Origin of the sequence: Prauserella muralis (assembly GCF_003202285.1) — a bacterium.
GTDB classification, from domain to species: Bacteria; Actinomycetota; Actinomycetes; order Mycobacteriales; family Pseudonocardiaceae; genus Prauserella_B; species Prauserella_B muralis.
Window position 1 is genome coordinate 197,292 of record NZ_MASW01000001.1, and the last position, 17,033, is coordinate 214,324.

A 17,033-nucleotide genomic window follows, 5' to 3' on the forward strand; every position below is an offset into this window, starting at 1 on the left:
GGGAGACACGCTCGTGAGCGGATTCGACAGTTACGTGGCGATCGGTGACAGCTTCACCGAGGGGCTGCACGACCCGTGGCCCGACGGTTCGTTCCGGGGGTGGGCGGACCGGCTGGCCGAGATCCTCGCCGCGGGCAGGCCCGGATTCCGGTACGCGAACCTCGCGCTGCGCGGCAAGCTGCTCGCCGAGATCATGTCCGAGCAGCTGCCGGTGGCTCTCGGCATCAAGCCCGACCTGGTGAGCGTGTGCGCGGGCGGCAACGACATCATCGTCCCCGGCGCCGACGTCGACGCCGTCGCCGCGGCGTTCGAGGAGGGCATCGCGACGCTGCGGGCCGCCGGGATCGAGGTCGTGATCTTCACCGGACCCGACACCAAGCAGATGTCGGTGATGAGCATGCTGCGCGGCAAGGTCGGGATCTACAACGCGCATCTGTGGGCGATCGCGGAGCGGCACGGGGCGAAGGTCGTCGACCTGTGGGCCATGGACGTGCTGCACGACGTGCGTGCCTGGAGCGACGACCGGCTGCACTTCACGGCGGAGGGTCACCGCCGGATCGCCCTGCGCACCGCCGAGGTGCTCGGTGTGCCCACCGGGCAAAACTGGAGGGAACCGTGGCCTGCCGCGTCCGAGCAGGCGACCTGGCTGACGCTGCGCCGGTCCGACCTCGAGTGGACGCGCACGCACCTGCTGCCGTGGATCCGCAGGCACCTGCGGGGCCAGTCGATGGGTGACGGCCTTGCCCCCAAGCGTCCGCGGCTGGCGCCGCTCACCGAGCGCGCGGCGCCGTCGAACCTGGTCGAGTCCGCCGACGGTTAGGTTCCGGCGCCCGGAGCTGGGCCCGCCGGCGAGCCCAAGGGCACCTCGGGTACACCGGGTGTACCCAAGGTGCCCTTCGGCTCGGCGCCTGCGGGGCGATCCGGGGAGGCCGCGACGCGCCACGCTGGCGTTTCGCTCGTTTCGCGCCGCTCGTCCCGTCCGTTTACAGTCGGTTCATGTCCGGTGGTCGTGGCTGGCTGTGGCTGGTCCCGCTCGCGCTGGTGGTGACGGGCGCGCTCGCGGTCGCGGCCACGTGGCTGGGCGCCGACCGCATCGAGTCCGACCTGGCCGGCCGCGCCAGGGGCGCTCTCGCCTCGGCCGGACTCCCCGGCGCCACCGTCACCTTCGACGGCAGGGACGCCGCGGTGAGCGGTGTCGCGCCGGAGCAGGCGCGGCGCGCCGCCGACGTGGTGGCCGCGGTGGAGGGGGTGCGCACGGTGGAGTCGCCCGGCGCGCCCGCCCGGGAGGCACCGGCCCAGCCGCGAAACCCCAGGGACCGGCTACAGGCCGAGCTCGACGGCGTGCTCGCCGGGCAGCCGATCACCTTCCAGCCGGACACCGCCGTGCTCACCCCGCAGGGTGAGCAGGCGGTGTCGGACGTCGTCGACGTGCTCGGCTCCGCGCCCACCGACCTGGAGTTCGAGGTCGGCGGGCACGTCGCACGCGTGCCGGGCGGCGACCCTCGGGCGGCGCGGGAGCTGTCGCGGCAGCGGGCCGACACCGTGGCACGGCGGCTCATCGCGGCCGGTATCGCCAACGACCGCGTGAGCGCCGTCGGCTACGGCGACACCCGGCCTCGCACGCCGACGGGCGACCAGAGCGCCGACCGCCGCGTCGAGATCACGGTGAGGGGTGGGGACTGATGCTGTGGTTGTTCGGCCAGATCTGGCTCTGGCTGCTGCTCTCCTTCGCGCTGGGTGCGGGTCTGACGGCGCTGGTGCTCACCCAGACGCGCGGGCGCACGCGAGACCGCGAGCAGGCCGGCGAACCGGCCGGCGAGGCTCCGGCGCCCGCGCCCCCGCCGGTCAACCCGCCGCTCGCCGCCGAGGAGACCCAGCAGCTGCCCACCGCCGCGACGCGCGCGCCGGAGCCCGGTCCGGGCCCCGAACCGGAGCCCGGACCGGACGAGGCGGGGCCACCGGACCTCGGGCACCGCGAGGGCACGTTGCCCACCCGCCGCGAGTGGCATCAGCGCAACGAGTGGCCGGACGAGCAGGACGTCGCCGAGAGCGAGGACTGGCGGCCGCGCCACAGCGGCTGAGGTGCGGCTGATAAGTTCCTTCAACCAGGTCAAGGCAGGTTAGGTAAGGAACGCACTGAATGCCGCTCCCGCACTGGACCTCGGAGAACGTTCTTCCACCGGGTCGGCATCCCGCTGATCTCTCCGACCTGTACGAGCGATTCGTCTGGGACGCCCCGTACCGCAACGAGCGGGAGATCCTGTTCAGCGCGCTCAGCGGCTACCTCGGTGTGGTGGCGAGGCTGATCCCGTCGGGCCGGGCCTGGGTCGGCGGCAGCATCACCACCCGCACCGAGGAGATCCCGAACGACGTCGACGTGGTGCTCATCCCCGACGACTGGGGCAGCCTCAAACGGCTCGACGGGCCCGCCAGGGCCGCCCTCTACGGGATGCTCACGTTGCGCGGCGTGATCGCCGAGCAGCCGGCGATGTACCTGGAGCAGGTGCAGCCGGTCGGCGGCCTGCTCGACGGCTTCCTGTGCCATCCGGGCGACGAGGAGATCTGGGAGGCCACCTGGTCGCGGGGGCTGAGCCCGGGCTCGGTGAAGGGCTTCGCGGAGGTGACCTGGTGAGCTTTCGCGAACTGTCCGAGAACATCCCCGGCGGCACGTGGCTCGACGACCTGGCGAGGGCGTCGGCGATGGCCGCGCACGCCAAGTTCGAGCGCACCTGCCGCTCCCCGCTGCTGCGGGTGTCGCTGCTGGGCTCCACGCAGGTCGACGCCTACACCTTCTCCGACATCAGCAAGGCCGTGCAGGACGCCACCGCCAAGATCGGGCACATCATCCGCAACCCGCACGGCGAGATCACCTACGTGCAGCCAGCCGACCGGGAGAAGGCGCCGCTGATCCAGCGCGGCCTCGCGGGCAACGCGATGTTCTTCGGTTTCCCGGAGACGTCGGCGCCGGACGCGCTGATCTCCGACGGCATCGAGACGCTGTCCGAGCGGGCGGTGAAGGAACTGTGCGACTTCCTGCCTGCCAACGGCTCCGACGACGGCGCGCTGGACGCCGTGCTGCTCCAGCGCGACACCGTGCGCAACGCGGTGAGCGACATCGTCAACGCCGTCACCAAGAACTCGGGCATCGGGCTGTCGCTCACGCCGACGGCGGGCGAGGACCTGACCCGCAGCATGACCACCGAGCAGGCCAGGGTGCTGCAGAGCAGCCTGCGGGAGTCGCGCGAGGACGTCGGCTACGAGACGGTGACCGGCAGGCTCGACGGCGTGCGCACCCGGCGGCGCATCTTCTACCTGGAGCGCGACACCGGCAGCACCATCCAGGGCGCCGTGGCGCCCGACCTGCTCGACGAGATCAAGCTCAACCTCGACCGGCCGGTGACCGCGCGCCTGCGCGTGGTGCGCACGACCACGATCGACGGCCGTCGTGGGCGTCCCGTGTACGAGCTGCTGCAGATCCACTCCGAGACCGGCCTGTTCGAGGTCTCCTGACGGCCTGCCGAACCGGAAGGCCGGAGGTCAGCTGTCGGTAGGCAGTACGCGGAACGCGCGAAACCGCGGAGTCCGCCAGCACGACGCCGGGGTACCACCCGACGCCAGGTGGACAGACGAATACGGCCCCGTGCCATCAGTCCCGATCTGATGGCGCGGGGCCGTACTCGGTGGTACTTCGTCGTCACCACCCCGAAGGCGCGAGGCTCACCCCGAGCAAAGGAACACCCCGCGCCACTTTGGCAACAACTGCCTCGTTCATCACGCCCAACGAGGTGGCGACACGGTAACAGGCTGCGCAGAGACGGCTACAACCGCCCCTGCACAGCCTGCAACCAGTCGGGTACCGCCGGGTCAGCGGGTCAGCGGGGTGAAGTCCCTCGCGCCGATGAACGTCGGGCGCGGAGCCTTGGCGGCGAAGGGCTCCACGAGCGCGTTCTCGATGCTGTTGAACACCAGGAAGATGTTGCTGCGCGGGTACGGCGTGATGTTGCTGCCCGAACCGTGCATGATGTTCGAGTCGAAGAACAGCGCCGATCCCGCAGGCCCGGTGAACTGCTCGATCCCACACTCGGCGGCGAGCTTGGTGATGTCGTCCTGGCTCGGCACGCCGATCTCCTGCTCCTTCAGCGACGCCTTGTAGTGGTCCTCCGGCGTCTCACCCACGCACTGCACGAACGTGCGCTGCGAGCCCGGCATGACCATCAGGCCACCGTTGAAGGGGTAGTTGTCGGTCAGCGCGATCGAGCAGCTCACCGCACGCGGCTTCGGCATCCCGTCCTCGGCGTGCCACGTCTCGAAGTCGGAGTGCCAGTAGAAGCCGGCGCCCTTGAAGCCGGGCATGTAGTTCACCCGGCTCTGGTGCAGGTAGACCTCCGAGCCGAGGATCTGCTTCGCCCTGTCGAGCACGCGCGGGTCGCGCGCCAGCTCGCTGATCAGCTCACTGATCTTGTGCACCTCGAAGATCGACCGGACGTCGCCCGACTTCTTCTCGGTGATCACGCGCTCGTCGGCCTTGAGTTGCTCATCCGACGAGAGCCGCACGAGTTCCTGCCAGTAGCCCTGCACCTCGGCGGGCGACAGCAGACCCTCGATGATCGAGAAACCCTTCGCGTCGTGCGAGGCGAGCGCGGCCGCGTCCATCGGGCCGTCGCTCTCCGTTCCCCACACGGTCGGGTCCGTGCGTTCGAGCAGCTTCGCCTCACCGGCGACGCGGGTCGGGTACGTGTCCTCAATCCGGCTCTCTGTGAGAGTCAAGTTACTCGCCTCCTACGAGTGCCACTGTTGTGTTGGTGTTGGTGTTGCGCCCCCTCGGGGTGGTCGTGAGGGATGGCCCGCGGGCCGAGACCTCACGAAGTCGTCGCCGGCTCCTCGTCCTCGCGGACCAGCGGGTACACGCCGTTCTCGTCGTGGACTTCGCGCCCGGTGACCGGCGGGTTGAACACGCACAGCGTCCGCATCTCGGTCTTCGGCCGCACCTGGTGCTTGTCGTGGTTGTTCAGCAGGTACAGCGAGCCGGGCTTGAGCTGGTGGGTCTCGCCGGTCTCCTTGTCGGTGATCTCGCCCTCGCCCTCGATGACGAACACCGCCTCGATGTGGTTGGCGTACCAGAAGTCGTTCACGGTGCCCGCGTACAAGGTCGTCTCGTGCACCGAGAAACCGGCCTTCTCCTTGGCGAGGATGATGCGCTTGCTTCGCCAGTTGGGAGTCTTGATGTCGGCGTCGGTGTCGGTGATCTCGTCGAGGCTACGGACGATCAAGGCGCGTTCCTTCCTGTAGTGCGTTGCCGGGTCAGTGGGACAGGACGGCGTCGACGGACTCGGTGATGATGTCCAGCCCCTGCTTGATCTCGGCGTCGGTGGTGGTGAGTGCGGGCAGCAGCTTCACGACCTCGCCGTCGGGACCGGAGGTCTCCATCAGCAGGCCGCGGTCGAACGCCGCCGCACACACCTTCCCGGCCACCTCGCCGGAGGGGAACTCCAGACCCCGGGCGAGGCCGCGGCCCTTCGCGATGAGGCCGGTGTCGGGGTACCGCGCGACGAGCTCCTCAAACACGGCCGCCACGCGCTCGCCCTTGGCCCTGGTGCCCTTCTCCAGCTCGTCGTCGCTCCAGTAGGTGCGGAGGGCCTGTGCGGCGGTGACGAAGGCCGGGTTGATGCCACGGAACGTGCCGTTGTGCTCACCCGGCGACCACACGTCGAGGTCGGGCCTGATCAGCGTGATCGCCAGCGGAAGGCCGTAGCCGCCGATCGACTTCGACAGGCAGACCATGTCCGGCTTGATGCCCGCCTCCTCGAAGCTGAAGAACGGGCCGGTGCGGCCGCAGCCCATCTGCACGTCGTCGAGGATGAGCAGGATGTCGTGGCGCTCGCAGAGTTCGGAAAGCCCCTGCAGCCACTCCAGGCGCGCGGCGTTGATGCCGCCCTCGCCCTGCACGGTCTCCACGATCACCGCGGCGGGCTCGTTCAGGCCGCTGCCGGAGTCCTCCAGCAGCCGCTCGAAATACAGGAAGTCCGGGTAGGCGCCGTCGAAGTACTTGTCGTACGGCATGGGCGTGGCGTGCACGAGCGGGATGCCCGCGCCGCCGCGCTTCATCGAGTTGCCGGTCACCGACAGCGCGCCCAGCGTCATGCCGTGGAAGGCGTTGGTGAAGTTGATGACCGACTCCTTGCCGGTCACCTTCCGCGCGAGCTTCAGGGCGGCCTCCACGGCGTTGGCGCCGCCGGGGCCGGGGAAGATCACCTTGTAGTCCATCGAGCGCGGCCGCAGGATGACCTCGTCCAGCGCCTCGAGGAAGTCGCGCTTGGCCACGGTGTACATGTCCAGCGCGTGGGTCACCCCGTCGCGCTCGATGTAGTCGATCAGCGCCTTCTTCAGCACCGGGTTGTTGTGCCCGTAGTTCAGCGCGCCTGCGCCGGCGAAGAAGTCGAGGTAGGCCTTACCGTCCTCGGAGTACAGCCAACTGCCCTGCGCCCGATCGAACACGGTGGGCCAGCCACGGCTGTAGCTGCGCACCTCGGATTCGAGCTTTTCGAAGATGCTCACTTGCTCCGTCTCCCGCAATATCGGACGAATTGTTACGCTTTCTTTGCACGGCTCGCGCTACTGACGAGGGGGATGCGCGAGCGGACCGATACTGAACAGGTCCTCGGGCTCGTGCGCATCCGGAAAATCAGCGGCGGCGAACAGTTCCGACCGCTCCAGCGTGGCGTCCCACCTCTTGGCGAACGACTGGAACAGCCGGATCGACGCCTCGTTGTCCGGCGTCACCGTGGTGTCCAGGTACCGCACTCCCTCGCTGACGAGCCGGGCGAACAGCGCGTCGAGCAGCTTGCCGGCCAGGCCGCGCCCTCGCTGGCTGTCGTCGACCGCGACCTGCCACACCAGCGCCCTGTCCGGTGTGCCCGGCCTGCGATAGCCGATGACAAAGCCCACAGTCTCCCCGTCGACGCGCGCCACAACGGACGTGTCAGCGAAATCGTGACACCACAACAGGTACGCGTAGGACGAGTTGAGATCAAGCTTTTGTGAATCGCGCGCTATTCGCCAAAGGGACGCTCCGTCCGCTTTGGACGGCGATTCGATCACGACGCGGCCCGCCGATTGATTGTCGCCGTTGGCACGCATTGAGTGCTTTCCGGACATATTCATGCAACGTAACAGAGTGCGTTAGCGCTCTCAGCCCGGCGACCTCACAGGCAACGTACCTACCTGCAATGACACAGAAACACCTGTGAGAATGCCGACAGGAAGCTACCGATCATGGGGGCGGGTATGGTAGCGAGCACAGCACGGCTGACCCCTGGCGTCGCCAGCGGCTCGCCTAGCACGGTAGTGGCAGATCGGCCACTTCGCGAGAGGGCAGCCGGGCGAACACGCTGCGTGACCAGGTGGGCTCACCAGGAGAACCGTCCGCGCGGGGGCCCGCCGTGCCAGGATGGGTTCATGCCGAAGAAGCTCAACCTCACCGGCGACGCCGAGGCGGACAGGCTGCTGAGCAGCGATCCGTTCGCGCTGCTCACCGGGCTGCTGCTGGACCAGCAGTTCCCGATGGAACACGCCTTCGCGGGGCCGAAGAAGATCGCGGACCGGATGGGCGAGTTCAGCATCACCCGGATCGCCGAGACACCCGTCGAGGAGTTCGTGGAGCTGTGCGTCCAGCCGCCCGCGATTCACCGGTACGGCGGCTCGATGGCCCGCAGGGTGCACACGCTGGCGCACTACATCCTGGAGCACTACGAGGGCAGGGCGGACCGGATCTGGAAGTCCGGCAAGCCCGACGGCAAGGAGGTGCTCCGCCGGGTCAAGGCCCTTCCCGGCTACGGCGACCAGAAGGCCCGGATCTTCGTGGCCCTGCTCGGCAAGCAGCTTGGCGTCACCCCGGAGGGGTGGCGGGAGGCTGCGGGCGCCTACGGCGAGGAGGGCTCCCGGCGCTCGATCGCCGACGTCACGAGCGCGGAGACGCTGGCCGAGGTCCGCGCGTTCAAGAAGGCCGCGAAGGCCGCGGCGAAGAGCTGAGCCGCCTTGGCCGTCAGCGGCGCTCCAGCAGCCCGCGCACGAACGCCGCCTGCCCCGCGTGCTGCAGGTCGTCGCCGATGACGCTGACCAGCCGGACGCCGAGCGTCACCGGCGGGTCCCACGCCTCGTCCACCACGACGTCGAGGTCGGCGTCGACCAGCTCGCTGACGTAGTCGAGCGTCCGCTCGCAGACCGCGTCGTGGTAGCCGGTGAGCAGGTCCGCGTTCTCGACGCGGACCAGGGCCACCTCGTCGGGCGTGTGCCCGAAACCGATGTCCTCGGTGGGAAGGTCGAGACCGAAGCGCTCGACCCAGCCCTGCGCGGTCCAGACCTGGTCGGTGCCCGCGACGTCGGCGATGTGGTCGTCCTGCACGCGGGTGAGATGCCACACGAGCCAGCCGATGGAATTCGCCTCGTCGTCGGCCCTGTAGGCCAGCGCGTCCGCGTCCAGCCCGCTCACCGCGTCGTGCACCACTTCGCGGACCCGGCCGAAGGCGTCGCTGAGGAGTTCGACACTGCCCATGCCTCAATTGTGTTTGAAGTCGCCGGCTTCTGCTGCACACTCGCCGGAGTGGACCTGACACCCGACCGCTTCCGGGCCCTGGCCCGCTCCTCCCGCCAGCGCTGGCGCACGCTGCGCTTCACGGTCACGTGGCGCGACAGTGCCGCTGATGCTGCTGATGCCGCTGATCCCGTCGGCGCTTCCCACACCTCGGCGGTGCGCGCGTGGCTGCGCAGGCCGGACGCCCTGCGGGTGGAGGGCATCGATGGCCGGGTACTCCAGGCCGGGATCGATCCCGACCCGGATGGCGACCCGATGTACCAGACCTACCACTGGGTGGCCATGCTCGACCCGGTGGAGCTGGCGGACGGCGTGGGCGAGGACACCCCGCGTGATCCCGCCGTCGCGCCGGTGTGGATCAGCAGGCTCACCGAGGTCACCGCGCACGGCAGGACGGCGTGGCAGGCCGATCTCCTCCCGACAGCCGCCTACGATCCGCGCTGCTCCTGCTGCCCGCTGTTGTTCTCCGAGGTCAGCGAGAACTGGGAGGCCGAGGCCGGTGGCCCCGTGCTGCGCGAACGCGACCCCGGCCTCCGCTACGCCGACGCGCACCGCGTGCGCCTCGATGCCGCAACCGGGGTCTGCGTCTACACCGAGGAACTGGGCGGCTCACACGCCGGCGCGGGCCACGAGGTGGTGATCCACGCGGTCGACGAGCCGATGCCGGACTCGCTGTTCACGGCCCGCCGCCGCTGAGGTCACCGGACCGGCGGGTCAGGCCGAAGCGAGTGCGCCCTTCACCGCGCCGGGCAGCTTCTGCTCCAGGAACCGCGCCATCTCCTCCTCCTGGCGCAGGATCTCGGTGAGCCGCCTGCTGACCTCCTGCTCGCCGACCTCGTTCGCGGCGTCGATCAGCGCACGGTAGGTGGCGATCTCGAAGTGCTCGGCGGCGTAGTCGGCGATGGCGTTCTTGACCATCGTGTCGCCCATCGGCTTGTTGGCCAGCCCCTGCATGGAGCCGAACATCGTGGCGAACGCCGCCTTGGCTCCCGAGACGCTGCCGCCGAGCGACTCGATGCACTCGCGCACGGCCGTCGCCTGGCTCCGGGTCTCCTCGATGTGCTGCTCGATGCGGGCCTGCACGTCGGGCTCGTCCTTGGCGTCCTTGGCGTGGCCGCGCAGGGTCTCCTCGAGCGCCTGCTCCATGGCGTAGGCGTCGTTGAGCCACGTGATCAGCTGGTCGCGACTGCTCATCAGCACACTCCTTTCCGCACGATGTCGGCTGTCGGATTCCGGGCTGTGGCTACCCGGCGACGTTCCGGCGACAAACGACCTTGATTGCGGACGGGACATGACCGCAATGCGCCGTAGCGTGAACGGCACATCGAGAGGAGACGTGACGATGGATTTCAAGCTCGAGCTGGTGGCGGTCCCGGTATCCGACGTGGACAAGGCGAAGGCCTTCTACACCGAGCAGGTGGGCTTCGTCGCCGACCACGACCACCAGGTGGACGACAACCTGCGGTTCGTGCAGCTGACCCCGCCCGGCTCGGCGTGCTCGATCGCGATCGGGACCGGGCTGACCGAGAGGCCGCCGGGCTCGGTGGAGGGCCTGCAGCTGGTGGTCTCCGACATCGAGGCGGCGAGGGCCGAGCTGGCGGGCCGGGGCGTGGACGTGGGCGACGTGCAGGACTTCCCGTGGGGGCGGTTCCTGTTCTTCTCCGACCCGGACGGCAACTCCTGGGCCGTGCAGCAGCTCCCGCCGCGGTCCTAGCGGGCGAGGGTCGCGGGGCGGGGAAACAACCCGAGGAACCGCTCCGCGGCCATGCGGTCGCCCTCCACGCGGACGTCGCCGCGCCGGACGGCCGCGGTGAGCCGGGCGCCGCCGAAGACCAGGGCACGCAGCGCGGGCGCCGTCGTCTCGATGACGGCGTCGGGCCTGCCGGACGCATCCCGGCTGACGCGGAACGCCCCGTCGGCGACCCTGGCATGGAAGGTGTCCTCGCCGAGTCGCAGTTCGCACAACACGCGCAGCTGCCCGGCCCGCTCGGGGTCGAAGGTGGTGCGCAGGGCGAGCATGAGCGCGTCGAGACTGAGCTCCGACCCCTCCGGCCTCGGCAACCTGCTGCCCCAGGTGGCGAGCGACAGCAGCACCGGCTCCAGCCCCCGCCCCAGCTCGGTCAGCTCGTAGACCCACGTGCTCGCCGGTGGCCCGAGCCGCCTGCGCGCCACGATCCCGGCCTCCTCCAGTTCCCTGAGCCGGGTGGACAGCACGTTCTGGCTCGCGGCAGGCAACCCCGCGCGCAGGTCGGTGAACCGTTTGGGGCCGAACAGCAGTTCCCGGACCACGAGCAGAGCCCAGCGCTCACCCACGAGGTTCAGCGCCCTGGCCACCCCGCACGGATCGTCGTAGTTGCGCTTGCCCGCCATGCGGTAACTCTATCGCACTGTCCACTTCCAAAATAGGAACCATCGGTGCTAATTTAGGACTCCCGCAGAGGAGGAGGCACCATGACACCTCAGGAGCGTGGCCCGGCCGACGCGTTGAGACTGCCCCAGGGAGACGTCGGGTTGCTGGAGACGGAGGTCGCCCAGCGGCTGCTCGCCTCCCGCGAACTCGCCCGCATCGCCTACGTCGCCCACGACGGCACGCCCCGCGTGCTGCCCATGCTGTTCCACTGGACTGGCGAGGAACTCGTCCTGCCCACCTTCGCCCCCAGCGCGAAGGTCACCGCGCTGCGCGCGAAGCCGGATCTCGCGGTCACCATCGACACCACCGCGGCGCCGCCCGAGGTGCTGTTGCTGCGCGGCAGGGCCGAGCTGACCGAAGTAGACGGTGTGCTGGAGGAGTACGTGCTCGCGCAGCGCCGCTACTACGGCGCCGAGCAGGCCGAGGCGGCCACCGCCGACGCGCGGCGGATGGGTGCGCGCATGGTGCGGATCGCGCTGCGCCCCGCGTGGGTCGGCGTGATCGACTTCCAGACCCGGCTGCCCGCTCCGCTGTCGAAGGCACTGGCATGACCACGGCGAGCGCGACCTTCGTCCTGCTGCCCGGCGCCGGCTCCGACTCCTGGTACTGGCACCGGGTGGTGCCCGAGCTGCGGAATCGGGGGCACGAGGTGCTCGCCGTCGACCTGCCGTGTGACGACGACGCCGCCGGGCTGGCCGAGTACGCCGCCACGGTCGTTTCCGTGATCGGTGAGCGCCGCCAGGTCGTGCTCGTCGCGCAGTCGATGGCCGGGTTCACCGCGCCGCTGGTGTGCGAGCAGGTGCCGGTGGAGCTGATGATCCTGGTCGCCGCGATGACCCCGGCTCCGGGCGAGTCACCCGGCGAGTGGTGGGAGGCCACCGGCCAGCCGGAGGCGGCGCGCGCCAAAGCCGAGCGCGAGGGCAGGCCGGTGGGTGGCGAGCCGGATCTGAAGGAGCTGTTCTTCCACGACGTGCCCGACGACGTGGTGGCGGAGGCGTTCGCCAGGGGTGAGAAGGAGCAGTCCGGCACGCCGTTCGCGAAGCCGTGGCCCCTGGCCGCGTGGCCGGACGTGCCGACGAGGTTCCTGCTGTGCCGCGACGACCGGCTGTTTCCCGCCGAGTTCCAGCGCCGCGTGGTCCGTGACCGGCTTGGCATCGTGCCCGACGAGATGGACGGCGGGCACCTGCCCGCACTGGCCAGGCCCGTCGAGCTGGCCGAACGCCTGCACGGCTACTGGGTGGCGCTGCGCGGCTGAGCCACCCTGGCGTCCACTGTGGCCTGCCGGTGTCGCCGCGGCTAGGTGAGGTGGAGCACCACCTGCACCTGCAGCTCACCGCAGAGGGCACCGAGCAGGGCACCGGTCAGGATCAGGATCCACTCGTCCTGCTGGAACGCCGGGCGCAGCAGGCCCTCGAACTCGTCGGAGTCCAGGTCGCGCATCTTGGCCACCAGCGTGTTGCGGATGTCCATGGCGTCGGAGGCGTAGTCCTCGATGTAGTGCATGGTCTCCGGCAGCCGGGCCATGATGAGCTCGGAGATGCGCAGCTTCATCTCCTGATAGCGCCTGCTGCCGACGGCCATCACCACGAGCGGCTTGGCGAAGCTCGCCTGCCTGGCCAGCTCGTCGTCCACCTGCCGCTGGATGAGCCCGACGACCTTGTCCGACAGCGGGCCGCGCAGCACCGCCTCGATGACGTTGTGCGGGGTGATGATCTCCTTCGCGATCAGGCCGGCGTAGGCCTCGGACACCTCGGCCCTGCGTTTGAGGAACAGGCCCTGCCACTCGAACAGCCCGAAGTACCGCACCGGCTGCTTCGGATGGAAGATCATCTTGAGGGCGAGCCAGTCGGTGAACCAGCCGATGAAGAGGCCGAACAGCGGCATGATGATCGGCACTTTGAACAGCAGCCAGACCACGAGCTGGACGATGCCGATGAGCCCGCCGAAGAACAGCCCGGAGCGGGCGATGAACTGGAACTCCTTGCGGCCTGCCTCGCGGAAGATGCGGTTGAGCAGCGCCTTGTCCTTGACGAGGCTGGTGACGACCATGTCCTTGAGGTCGAACACCGACTCGACGTCGGCCTTGATGGCCTCCAGCACGGAGGCGACCATCTTCGGCGCCTCCGCCTGCACCCGGCTGATCACCAGGCGCTGGACGCGGCGGGGCAGCGACTCCCACAGCCCGGGCTGGTACTCGGCGGCGATCTCGGTGACGATCTCCTCGGTGGCGGCCAGCAGGGGCCGCTCGATCTCCTTGGCGATGCGTTCGGCGTCGAGCCGGTCCACCACGTCCGCGGGCCGGATGAGCTGCTGGGTCATGGTGTCGCAGGCGATGCTCGCCATGCGGGCGGCGCGCTTCGGGACGATGCCCTGCCAGCCGAGCAGGCGCCGGTTGCCCGCCTTGAGGCCGACGTACTCCAGTGGCTGGAACATCATGCGGATGGCGACCAGCTTGGTGAGGTAGCCGATCAGCGCGGCGACCACGGGGATGGAGGCATAGACGGGCCAGTGCTGCAGGAAGTCGTCCACGACCCCGCGCAGGAACTCGCCCATCCGGCACCACCGTCGTCTCCACCGATGTGGGGGACATGATCACACGGATGTGGGCGTCACGCACCTGCTTGCACCGGCATAACCCCAGCTAGCGGCCGTTGTGTGCCCCGGGTCGCCCCAAGCTCCCCAATGTGGCATTCGTAGCGTTCAACTTCCCCAATGCGGCATTCGTAGCGTTGAGCGCCACCAATGCCGCATTGGGGAGTTTCCCGGGATTGGTTCCGGTGGGTTATCGGCTCGGTGGCTCGGCTCCCGTGCGGGACGGGTCGCAGGCCTGCCAGAAGGCCACGCCGAGCGGGGAGATGCGCACCGTTCTGCGGATGAAGCGTGGGCGTTTGGCCAGGCGTTCCGCGGCCCGGACGGTCTCGTCGGTCAGCAGGATCTCGTACTGCGTGCTCAGCGCCGGTGCCTCCTCGTCGATGTCGGCAAGCCCGAAGCCGACGAGGCGAGTGAGATAGGCGGGAACGTGGTCGAGCAGCGACACCCCGGCGGCCTTGCCGACGGTCGAGGCGTTGCGCAACACCACCCGGCCAGCGCCGAGTCCGGCGCGCTCGGCCACGTCCACCAGCGGAAACGGCGACCCGTCCGACAGGGCGGACAGGATGCGCGCCTCGTCCGGCGTGAGCTGGCGAAGAATGACGGCGTAGAGGTAGTCGCGGGCTCGCTCGCGGGTGAGGTTGGCCGAGCGGTTCAGCAACTCCGCCATCGCCGCCCGCAGCGGGTCGGGCGGCGCCACGACGGTCACCGTGGTGCCGCGCCCGTTACCGCTGACCTGGTGGGTCGCCGCGGGCGCCTCCTTGAGCGTCGCCAGGTAGGGGTCGTCGGCCGCCTCCAGCCGCCTGCGCAGCTCGCTGAGCGCCCTGTGCTCCAGCGACCGCAGGTTCCGTTCCGCGGCGTCCGCGCCGGGCAGGCGCTTGCCCAGCGTGTAGCCCGTCCGCGCGGCCCACCCCGCGATCCTGCCCGCGCGCCGTGCCAGATCGTCCGAGTTCACGTCAACAGGCTAATGTCCGCCGCCCGGCCCGCAGCCTCGGTGTCCGAAACGGTTACTCCGGCCGGCGACGGCCGTCGCCGAGAAAGCCCCAGTTCTCCAGCGCGTCGCGGATGAAGTCGGCGCCGATGCGGTTGGCTTCGGCGGCGTTGCCCGCCACGCGCTCCGGGCTCCCGGTCTCGGCGTCCGGCCGCTGCTCCACCACGCGGTCGCGTTCGGCGTGCGGGTGCTTCCAGTGGTCCCCGCACCCGTGCGGGCACGGCATCTCCACCGTGCGCAGCACGCCGGACGACGGCTGGGGCTGCTGCCAGCTCAGCTCCCCGGAGCCGTGACACAACGGGCAGTCGCTACTTGGGGACCTGCCCGAGCCCTCCGCAGTTGCCACACGGATCCTTCCGGTTGGGGGCCAGCCCGGAGCCGTGGCAGCGCGGGCAGTCAACCATGTCGCCGAAGTCCATCGTGCACCTTCCCCCAACCCCGGTGAAAGCCACACCATGATAGATCGGAAAGCACACGACCCCGACGCGCTGATTATCGGCTGGACCGTTTGCGCGCTGATTCCGGCAATCGAGTGGGAACCGCACTACTCCGATCGTCGGCATCGACGTTTCGCCGGCGTTTCGTGCGCAGCAGGCGCAGACCGTTGAGCGCCACGAGGATCGTGGAGCCCTCGTGCCCGGCCACCCCGAGCGGCAGCGGGAGGTGGCCGAGGATGTCCCAGGCCACGAGCACCACGATGAACGTGCCCGCGAGCACCAGGTTGGCGCGGACGAACCGGCGGGCCCTCCGGGACAGTTCGAGCACCTCGGGAACCATGGCCAGCCGGTCCCGCACGATCACCGCGTCGGCGGTCTCCAGCGTGACGTCGGCACCTGCCTGCCCCATGGCGACCCCGGCGTGCGCGGCGGCCAGGGCCGGTGCGTCGTTGACCCCGTCGCCGACGACCAGCACCCGCTCACCGGCCGCCTCGAGTTGCCGCACGGCGGCGACCTTGTCCTCCGGCAACAGCCCCGCCCGCACGTCACGAATGCCGGTCTCGGAGGCGAGCCGCTGCGCGGCCCGCGCGTTGTCGCCGGTGAGCAGCACCGGTGACCGGCCGGTCACCGATCGCAGCCGGGCGACGCAGGCCGCGGCGTCCGGCCGCGCCTGGTCGGCCAGGGCCAGCACCCCGGCGAGCCGCCCGTCGACGCGCACGACCACCGCCGTCTGGCCGGCACTCTCGACCCCGGCGGCGGCCTCGGCGCCGCCGAGCCGGGTCGCGCTGCCGACCTCGACGAGGTGCTCACCCACGCGCGCCCGCACGCCCCTGCCGGGCAGGGCGGTGAACTCGCCTGCGCGGGGCACCGCGACGCCGTCCGCCCTGGCGGCGGCCACGATCGCGCGGCCAAGTGGGTGCTCGCTCGCGTGCTCCGCGCCGGCGGCCAGCGCGAGCAGGTCCTGCGTGCCGAAACCGTCGCCCGGGTACACACCGGTGAGCCGGGGCACGCCGGTCGTGAGCGTGCCGGTCTTGTCGAACGCGACCGTGGTCGCGGTGCCCAGCCGTTCCAGCACCACCGCCGACTTCACCAGCACGCCCCGCCGCCCGGCGTTGGCGATGGCCGCGAGCAGCGGCGGCATCGTCGCCAGCACCACGGCACACGGCGAGGCCACGATCATGAACGTCATGGCCCGCAGCAGCGCCGACTGCAGGTCGGCGCCGAGCAGCAGCGGGATGCCGAACAGCGCAAGGGTGGCCACCACGACGCCGACGGAGTAGCGCTGCTCGATCCGCTCCACGAACAGCTGCGTCGGCGCCTTGGTGGCCGACGCCTCCTCGACCATGGCGACGATCCGCGCCACGACGGTCTCGGCGGCGGGCCTGCTCACCTTGACCGTGAGGGTGCCCGCGCCGTTGAGCGTGCCCGCGAACACCTCGTCGCCCTCGGCCTTGGCCACCGGCAGCGGCTCTCCCGTGATCGTCGACTGGTCCGCCTCGCTCTGCCCGCCGACCACCAGGCCGTCGGCGCCGATGCGCTCGCCGGGCCGGACGAGCACGAGGTCGCCGACACCGAGCTCGGCGGTGTCCACCACCTGCTCGCCGCCGTCGCCGGTGAGCAGCGTGGCGCGCGGCGGCGCCAGGTCGAGCAGGCTGCGCACGCTGTCCTCGGTGCGCCGGGTGGCGAACGCCTCCAGCGCACCGGAGGTGGCGAAGATGACGATGAGCAGCGCGCCGTCGAAGACCTGACCGATCGCCGCTGCGCCGATCGCGGCCACCACCATCAGCAGGTCGACGTCGAGGCAACGGTCGCGCAGCGCGCGCAGCCCGGCCAGCGCGGGCTCCCAGCCGCCCGCGAGGTAGCAGGCCAGGTAGAGCGACCACCAGGCCCAGGCCGGGCCACCGGCGAGCTGGGTCAGCGCGCCCGCGGCGAACAGGGCCGTGGCGAGCGCGGCCCAACGGATCTCAGCAAGCCGCCAGATCGAAGTCACGCCTCGGACAATACCTGCGCACTCAC

21 protein-coding genes are annotated in these 17,033 nt (G+C 70.2%); 10 read left to right on the forward strand and 11 right to left on the reverse strand.

Annotated elements, in window-relative coordinates; all coding sequences use genetic code 11:
• The first annotated feature begins 13 nt into the window (after positions 1–13).
• From BAY60_RS01760 to BAY60_RS01780, 5 genes are all read left to right on the forward strand, one after another.
• The gene (locus BAY60_RS01760) at positions 14–820 is read left to right on the forward strand and encodes an SGNH/GDSL hydrolase family protein (protein WP_112279062.1); all 807 of its coding nucleotides are present in this window, start codon (positions 14–16) and stop codon (positions 818–820) included.
• Positions 821–996: 176 nt separating this feature from the next.
• Positions 997–1,683 (forward strand): OmpA family protein, encoded by a 687-nt coding sequence (locus BAY60_RS01765; protein ID WP_112279063.1) that lies wholly within the window; start codon positions 997–999, stop codon positions 1,681–1,683.
• A complete protein-coding gene (locus tag BAY60_RS01770; protein WP_112279064.1) occupies positions 1,683–2,081 on the forward strand; it encodes a hypothetical protein in 399 nt (132 codons plus the stop codon). Before BAY60_RS01765 ends, BAY60_RS01770 begins: the two co-directional genes overlap by 1 nt.
• Before the next feature lie 59 nt (positions 2,082–2,140).
• Positions 2,141–2,632, forward strand: coding sequence for a DUF6932 family protein (locus BAY60_RS01775; protein WP_112279065.1), 492 nt, complete (start codon positions 2,141–2,143; stop codon positions 2,630–2,632).
• Positions 2,626–3,510, forward strand: a complete 885-nt coding sequence (locus tag BAY60_RS01780; protein WP_112280649.1) for a hypothetical protein — start codon at positions 2,626–2,628, stop codon at positions 3,508–3,510. Before BAY60_RS01775 ends, BAY60_RS01780 begins: the two co-directional genes overlap by 7 nt.
• A 354-nt stretch (positions 3,511–3,864) precedes the next feature.
• On the opposite strand, the gene thpD is transcribed toward BAY60_RS01780, so the two are convergent.
• The 4 genes from thpD to ectA form a co-directional block, all read right to left on the reverse strand.
• Complete coding sequence (thpD, locus tag BAY60_RS01785; protein ID WP_112279066.1) at positions 3,865–4,767, reverse strand: ectoine hydroxylase; 903 nt, start codon at positions 4,765–4,767, stop codon at positions 3,865–3,867.
• A 92-nt stretch (positions 4,768–4,859) separates the two neighbouring features.
• Positions 4,860–5,270, reverse strand: a complete 411-nt coding sequence (locus tag BAY60_RS01790; protein ID WP_112279067.1) for an ectoine synthase — start codon at positions 5,268–5,270, stop codon at positions 4,860–4,862.
• A gap of 31 nt (positions 5,271–5,301) precedes the next feature.
• Positions 5,302–6,555, reverse strand: coding sequence for a diaminobutyrate--2-oxoglutarate transaminase (gene ectB, locus BAY60_RS01795; RefSeq protein ID WP_112279068.1), 1,254 nt, complete (start codon positions 6,553–6,555; stop codon positions 5,302–5,304).
• 57 nt (positions 6,556–6,612) lie between these two features.
• Positions 6,613–7,155 (reverse strand): diaminobutyrate acetyltransferase, encoded by a 543-nt coding sequence (gene ectA / locus BAY60_RS01800; RefSeq protein ID WP_112279069.1) that lies wholly within the window; start codon positions 7,153–7,155, stop codon positions 6,613–6,615.
• A 300-nt stretch (positions 7,156–7,455) separates the two neighbouring features.
• Here ectA and BAY60_RS01805 point away from each other — a divergent pair, with 300 nt between their 5' ends.
• A complete protein-coding gene (locus BAY60_RS01805; RefSeq protein WP_112279070.1) occupies positions 7,456–8,028 on the forward strand; it encodes an HhH-GPD-type base excision DNA repair protein in 573 nt (190 codons plus the stop codon).
• 13 nt (positions 8,029–8,041) lie between these two features.
• Here the strand turns inward: BAY60_RS01805 and BAY60_RS01810 are convergent, their stop codons facing one another.
• Positions 8,042–8,551, reverse strand: coding sequence for a mycothiol transferase (locus tag BAY60_RS01810; RefSeq protein ID WP_112279071.1), 510 nt, complete (start codon positions 8,549–8,551; stop codon positions 8,042–8,044).
• A gap of 48 nt (positions 8,552–8,599) precedes the next feature.
• Between BAY60_RS01810 and BAY60_RS01815 the strand changes: the two genes are divergently transcribed.
• Positions 8,600–9,286, forward strand: a complete 687-nt coding sequence (locus tag BAY60_RS01815) for a hypothetical protein (RefSeq protein WP_112280650.1) — start codon at positions 8,600–8,602, stop codon at positions 9,284–9,286.
• Between the two features lie 18 nt (positions 9,287–9,304).
• Here BAY60_RS01815 and BAY60_RS01820 read toward each other — a convergent pair whose 3' ends face one another.
• Positions 9,305–9,784: a YciE/YciF ferroxidase family protein gene (locus BAY60_RS01820; protein WP_112279072.1), complete on the reverse strand. Its 480-nt coding sequence runs from the start codon at positions 9,782–9,784 to the stop codon at positions 9,305–9,307.
• A gap of 148 nt (positions 9,785–9,932) precedes the next feature.
• On the opposite strand from BAY60_RS01820, the gene BAY60_RS01825 reads away from it, so the two are divergent.
• Positions 9,933–10,304, forward strand: a complete 372-nt coding sequence (locus BAY60_RS01825) for a glyoxalase superfamily protein (RefSeq protein WP_112279073.1) — start codon at positions 9,933–9,935, stop codon at positions 10,302–10,304.
• Here the strand turns inward: BAY60_RS01825 and BAY60_RS01830 are convergent.
• Positions 10,301–10,960 (reverse strand): winged helix-turn-helix transcriptional regulator, encoded by a 660-nt coding sequence (locus tag BAY60_RS01830; protein WP_211330164.1) that lies wholly within the window; start codon positions 10,958–10,960, stop codon positions 10,301–10,303. The genes BAY60_RS01825 and BAY60_RS01830 overlap by 4 nt on opposite strands.
• Positions 10,961–11,041: 81 nt before the next feature.
• On the opposite strand from BAY60_RS01830, the gene BAY60_RS01835 reads away from it, so the two are divergent.
• Both BAY60_RS01835 and BAY60_RS01840 read left to right on the forward strand, forming a co-directional pair.
• Positions 11,042–11,551, forward strand: coding sequence for a pyridoxamine 5'-phosphate oxidase family protein (locus BAY60_RS01835; protein ID WP_112279074.1), 510 nt, complete (start codon positions 11,042–11,044; stop codon positions 11,549–11,551).
• Positions 11,548–12,255 carry an alpha/beta fold hydrolase gene (locus tag BAY60_RS01840; RefSeq protein WP_112279075.1) on the forward strand — a complete coding sequence of 236 codons (708 nt, stop codon included), beginning with the start codon at positions 11,548–11,550 and terminating at the stop codon, positions 12,253–12,255. The genes BAY60_RS01835 and BAY60_RS01840 overlap by 4 nt, the downstream gene beginning before the upstream one ends.
• Positions 12,256–12,296: 41 nt before the next feature.
• Here the strand turns inward: BAY60_RS01840 and BAY60_RS01845 are convergent, their stop codons facing one another.
• From BAY60_RS01845 to BAY60_RS01860, 4 genes are all read right to left on the reverse strand, one after another.
• Positions 12,297–13,553, reverse strand: a complete 1,257-nt coding sequence (locus tag BAY60_RS01845; RefSeq protein WP_112279076.1) for a DUF445 domain-containing protein — start codon at positions 13,551–13,553, stop codon at positions 12,297–12,299.
• Between the two features lie 229 nt (positions 13,554–13,782).
• Positions 13,783–14,544 carry an Abi-alpha family protein gene (locus tag BAY60_RS01850; protein ID WP_211330165.1) on the reverse strand — a complete coding sequence of 254 codons (762 nt, stop codon included), beginning with the start codon at positions 14,542–14,544 and terminating at the stop codon, positions 13,783–13,785.
• A gap of 52 nt (positions 14,545–14,596) precedes the next feature.
• Positions 14,597–14,926, reverse strand: coding sequence for a hypothetical protein (locus tag BAY60_RS01855; protein ID WP_211330166.1), 330 nt, complete (start codon positions 14,924–14,926; stop codon positions 14,597–14,599).
• 146 nt (positions 14,927–15,072) lie between these two features.
• Positions 15,073–17,007, reverse strand: a complete 1,935-nt coding sequence (locus BAY60_RS01860) for a heavy metal translocating P-type ATPase (protein ID WP_245992262.1) — start codon at positions 17,005–17,007, stop codon at positions 15,073–15,075.
• Positions 17,008–17,033 lie beyond the last annotated feature (26 nt).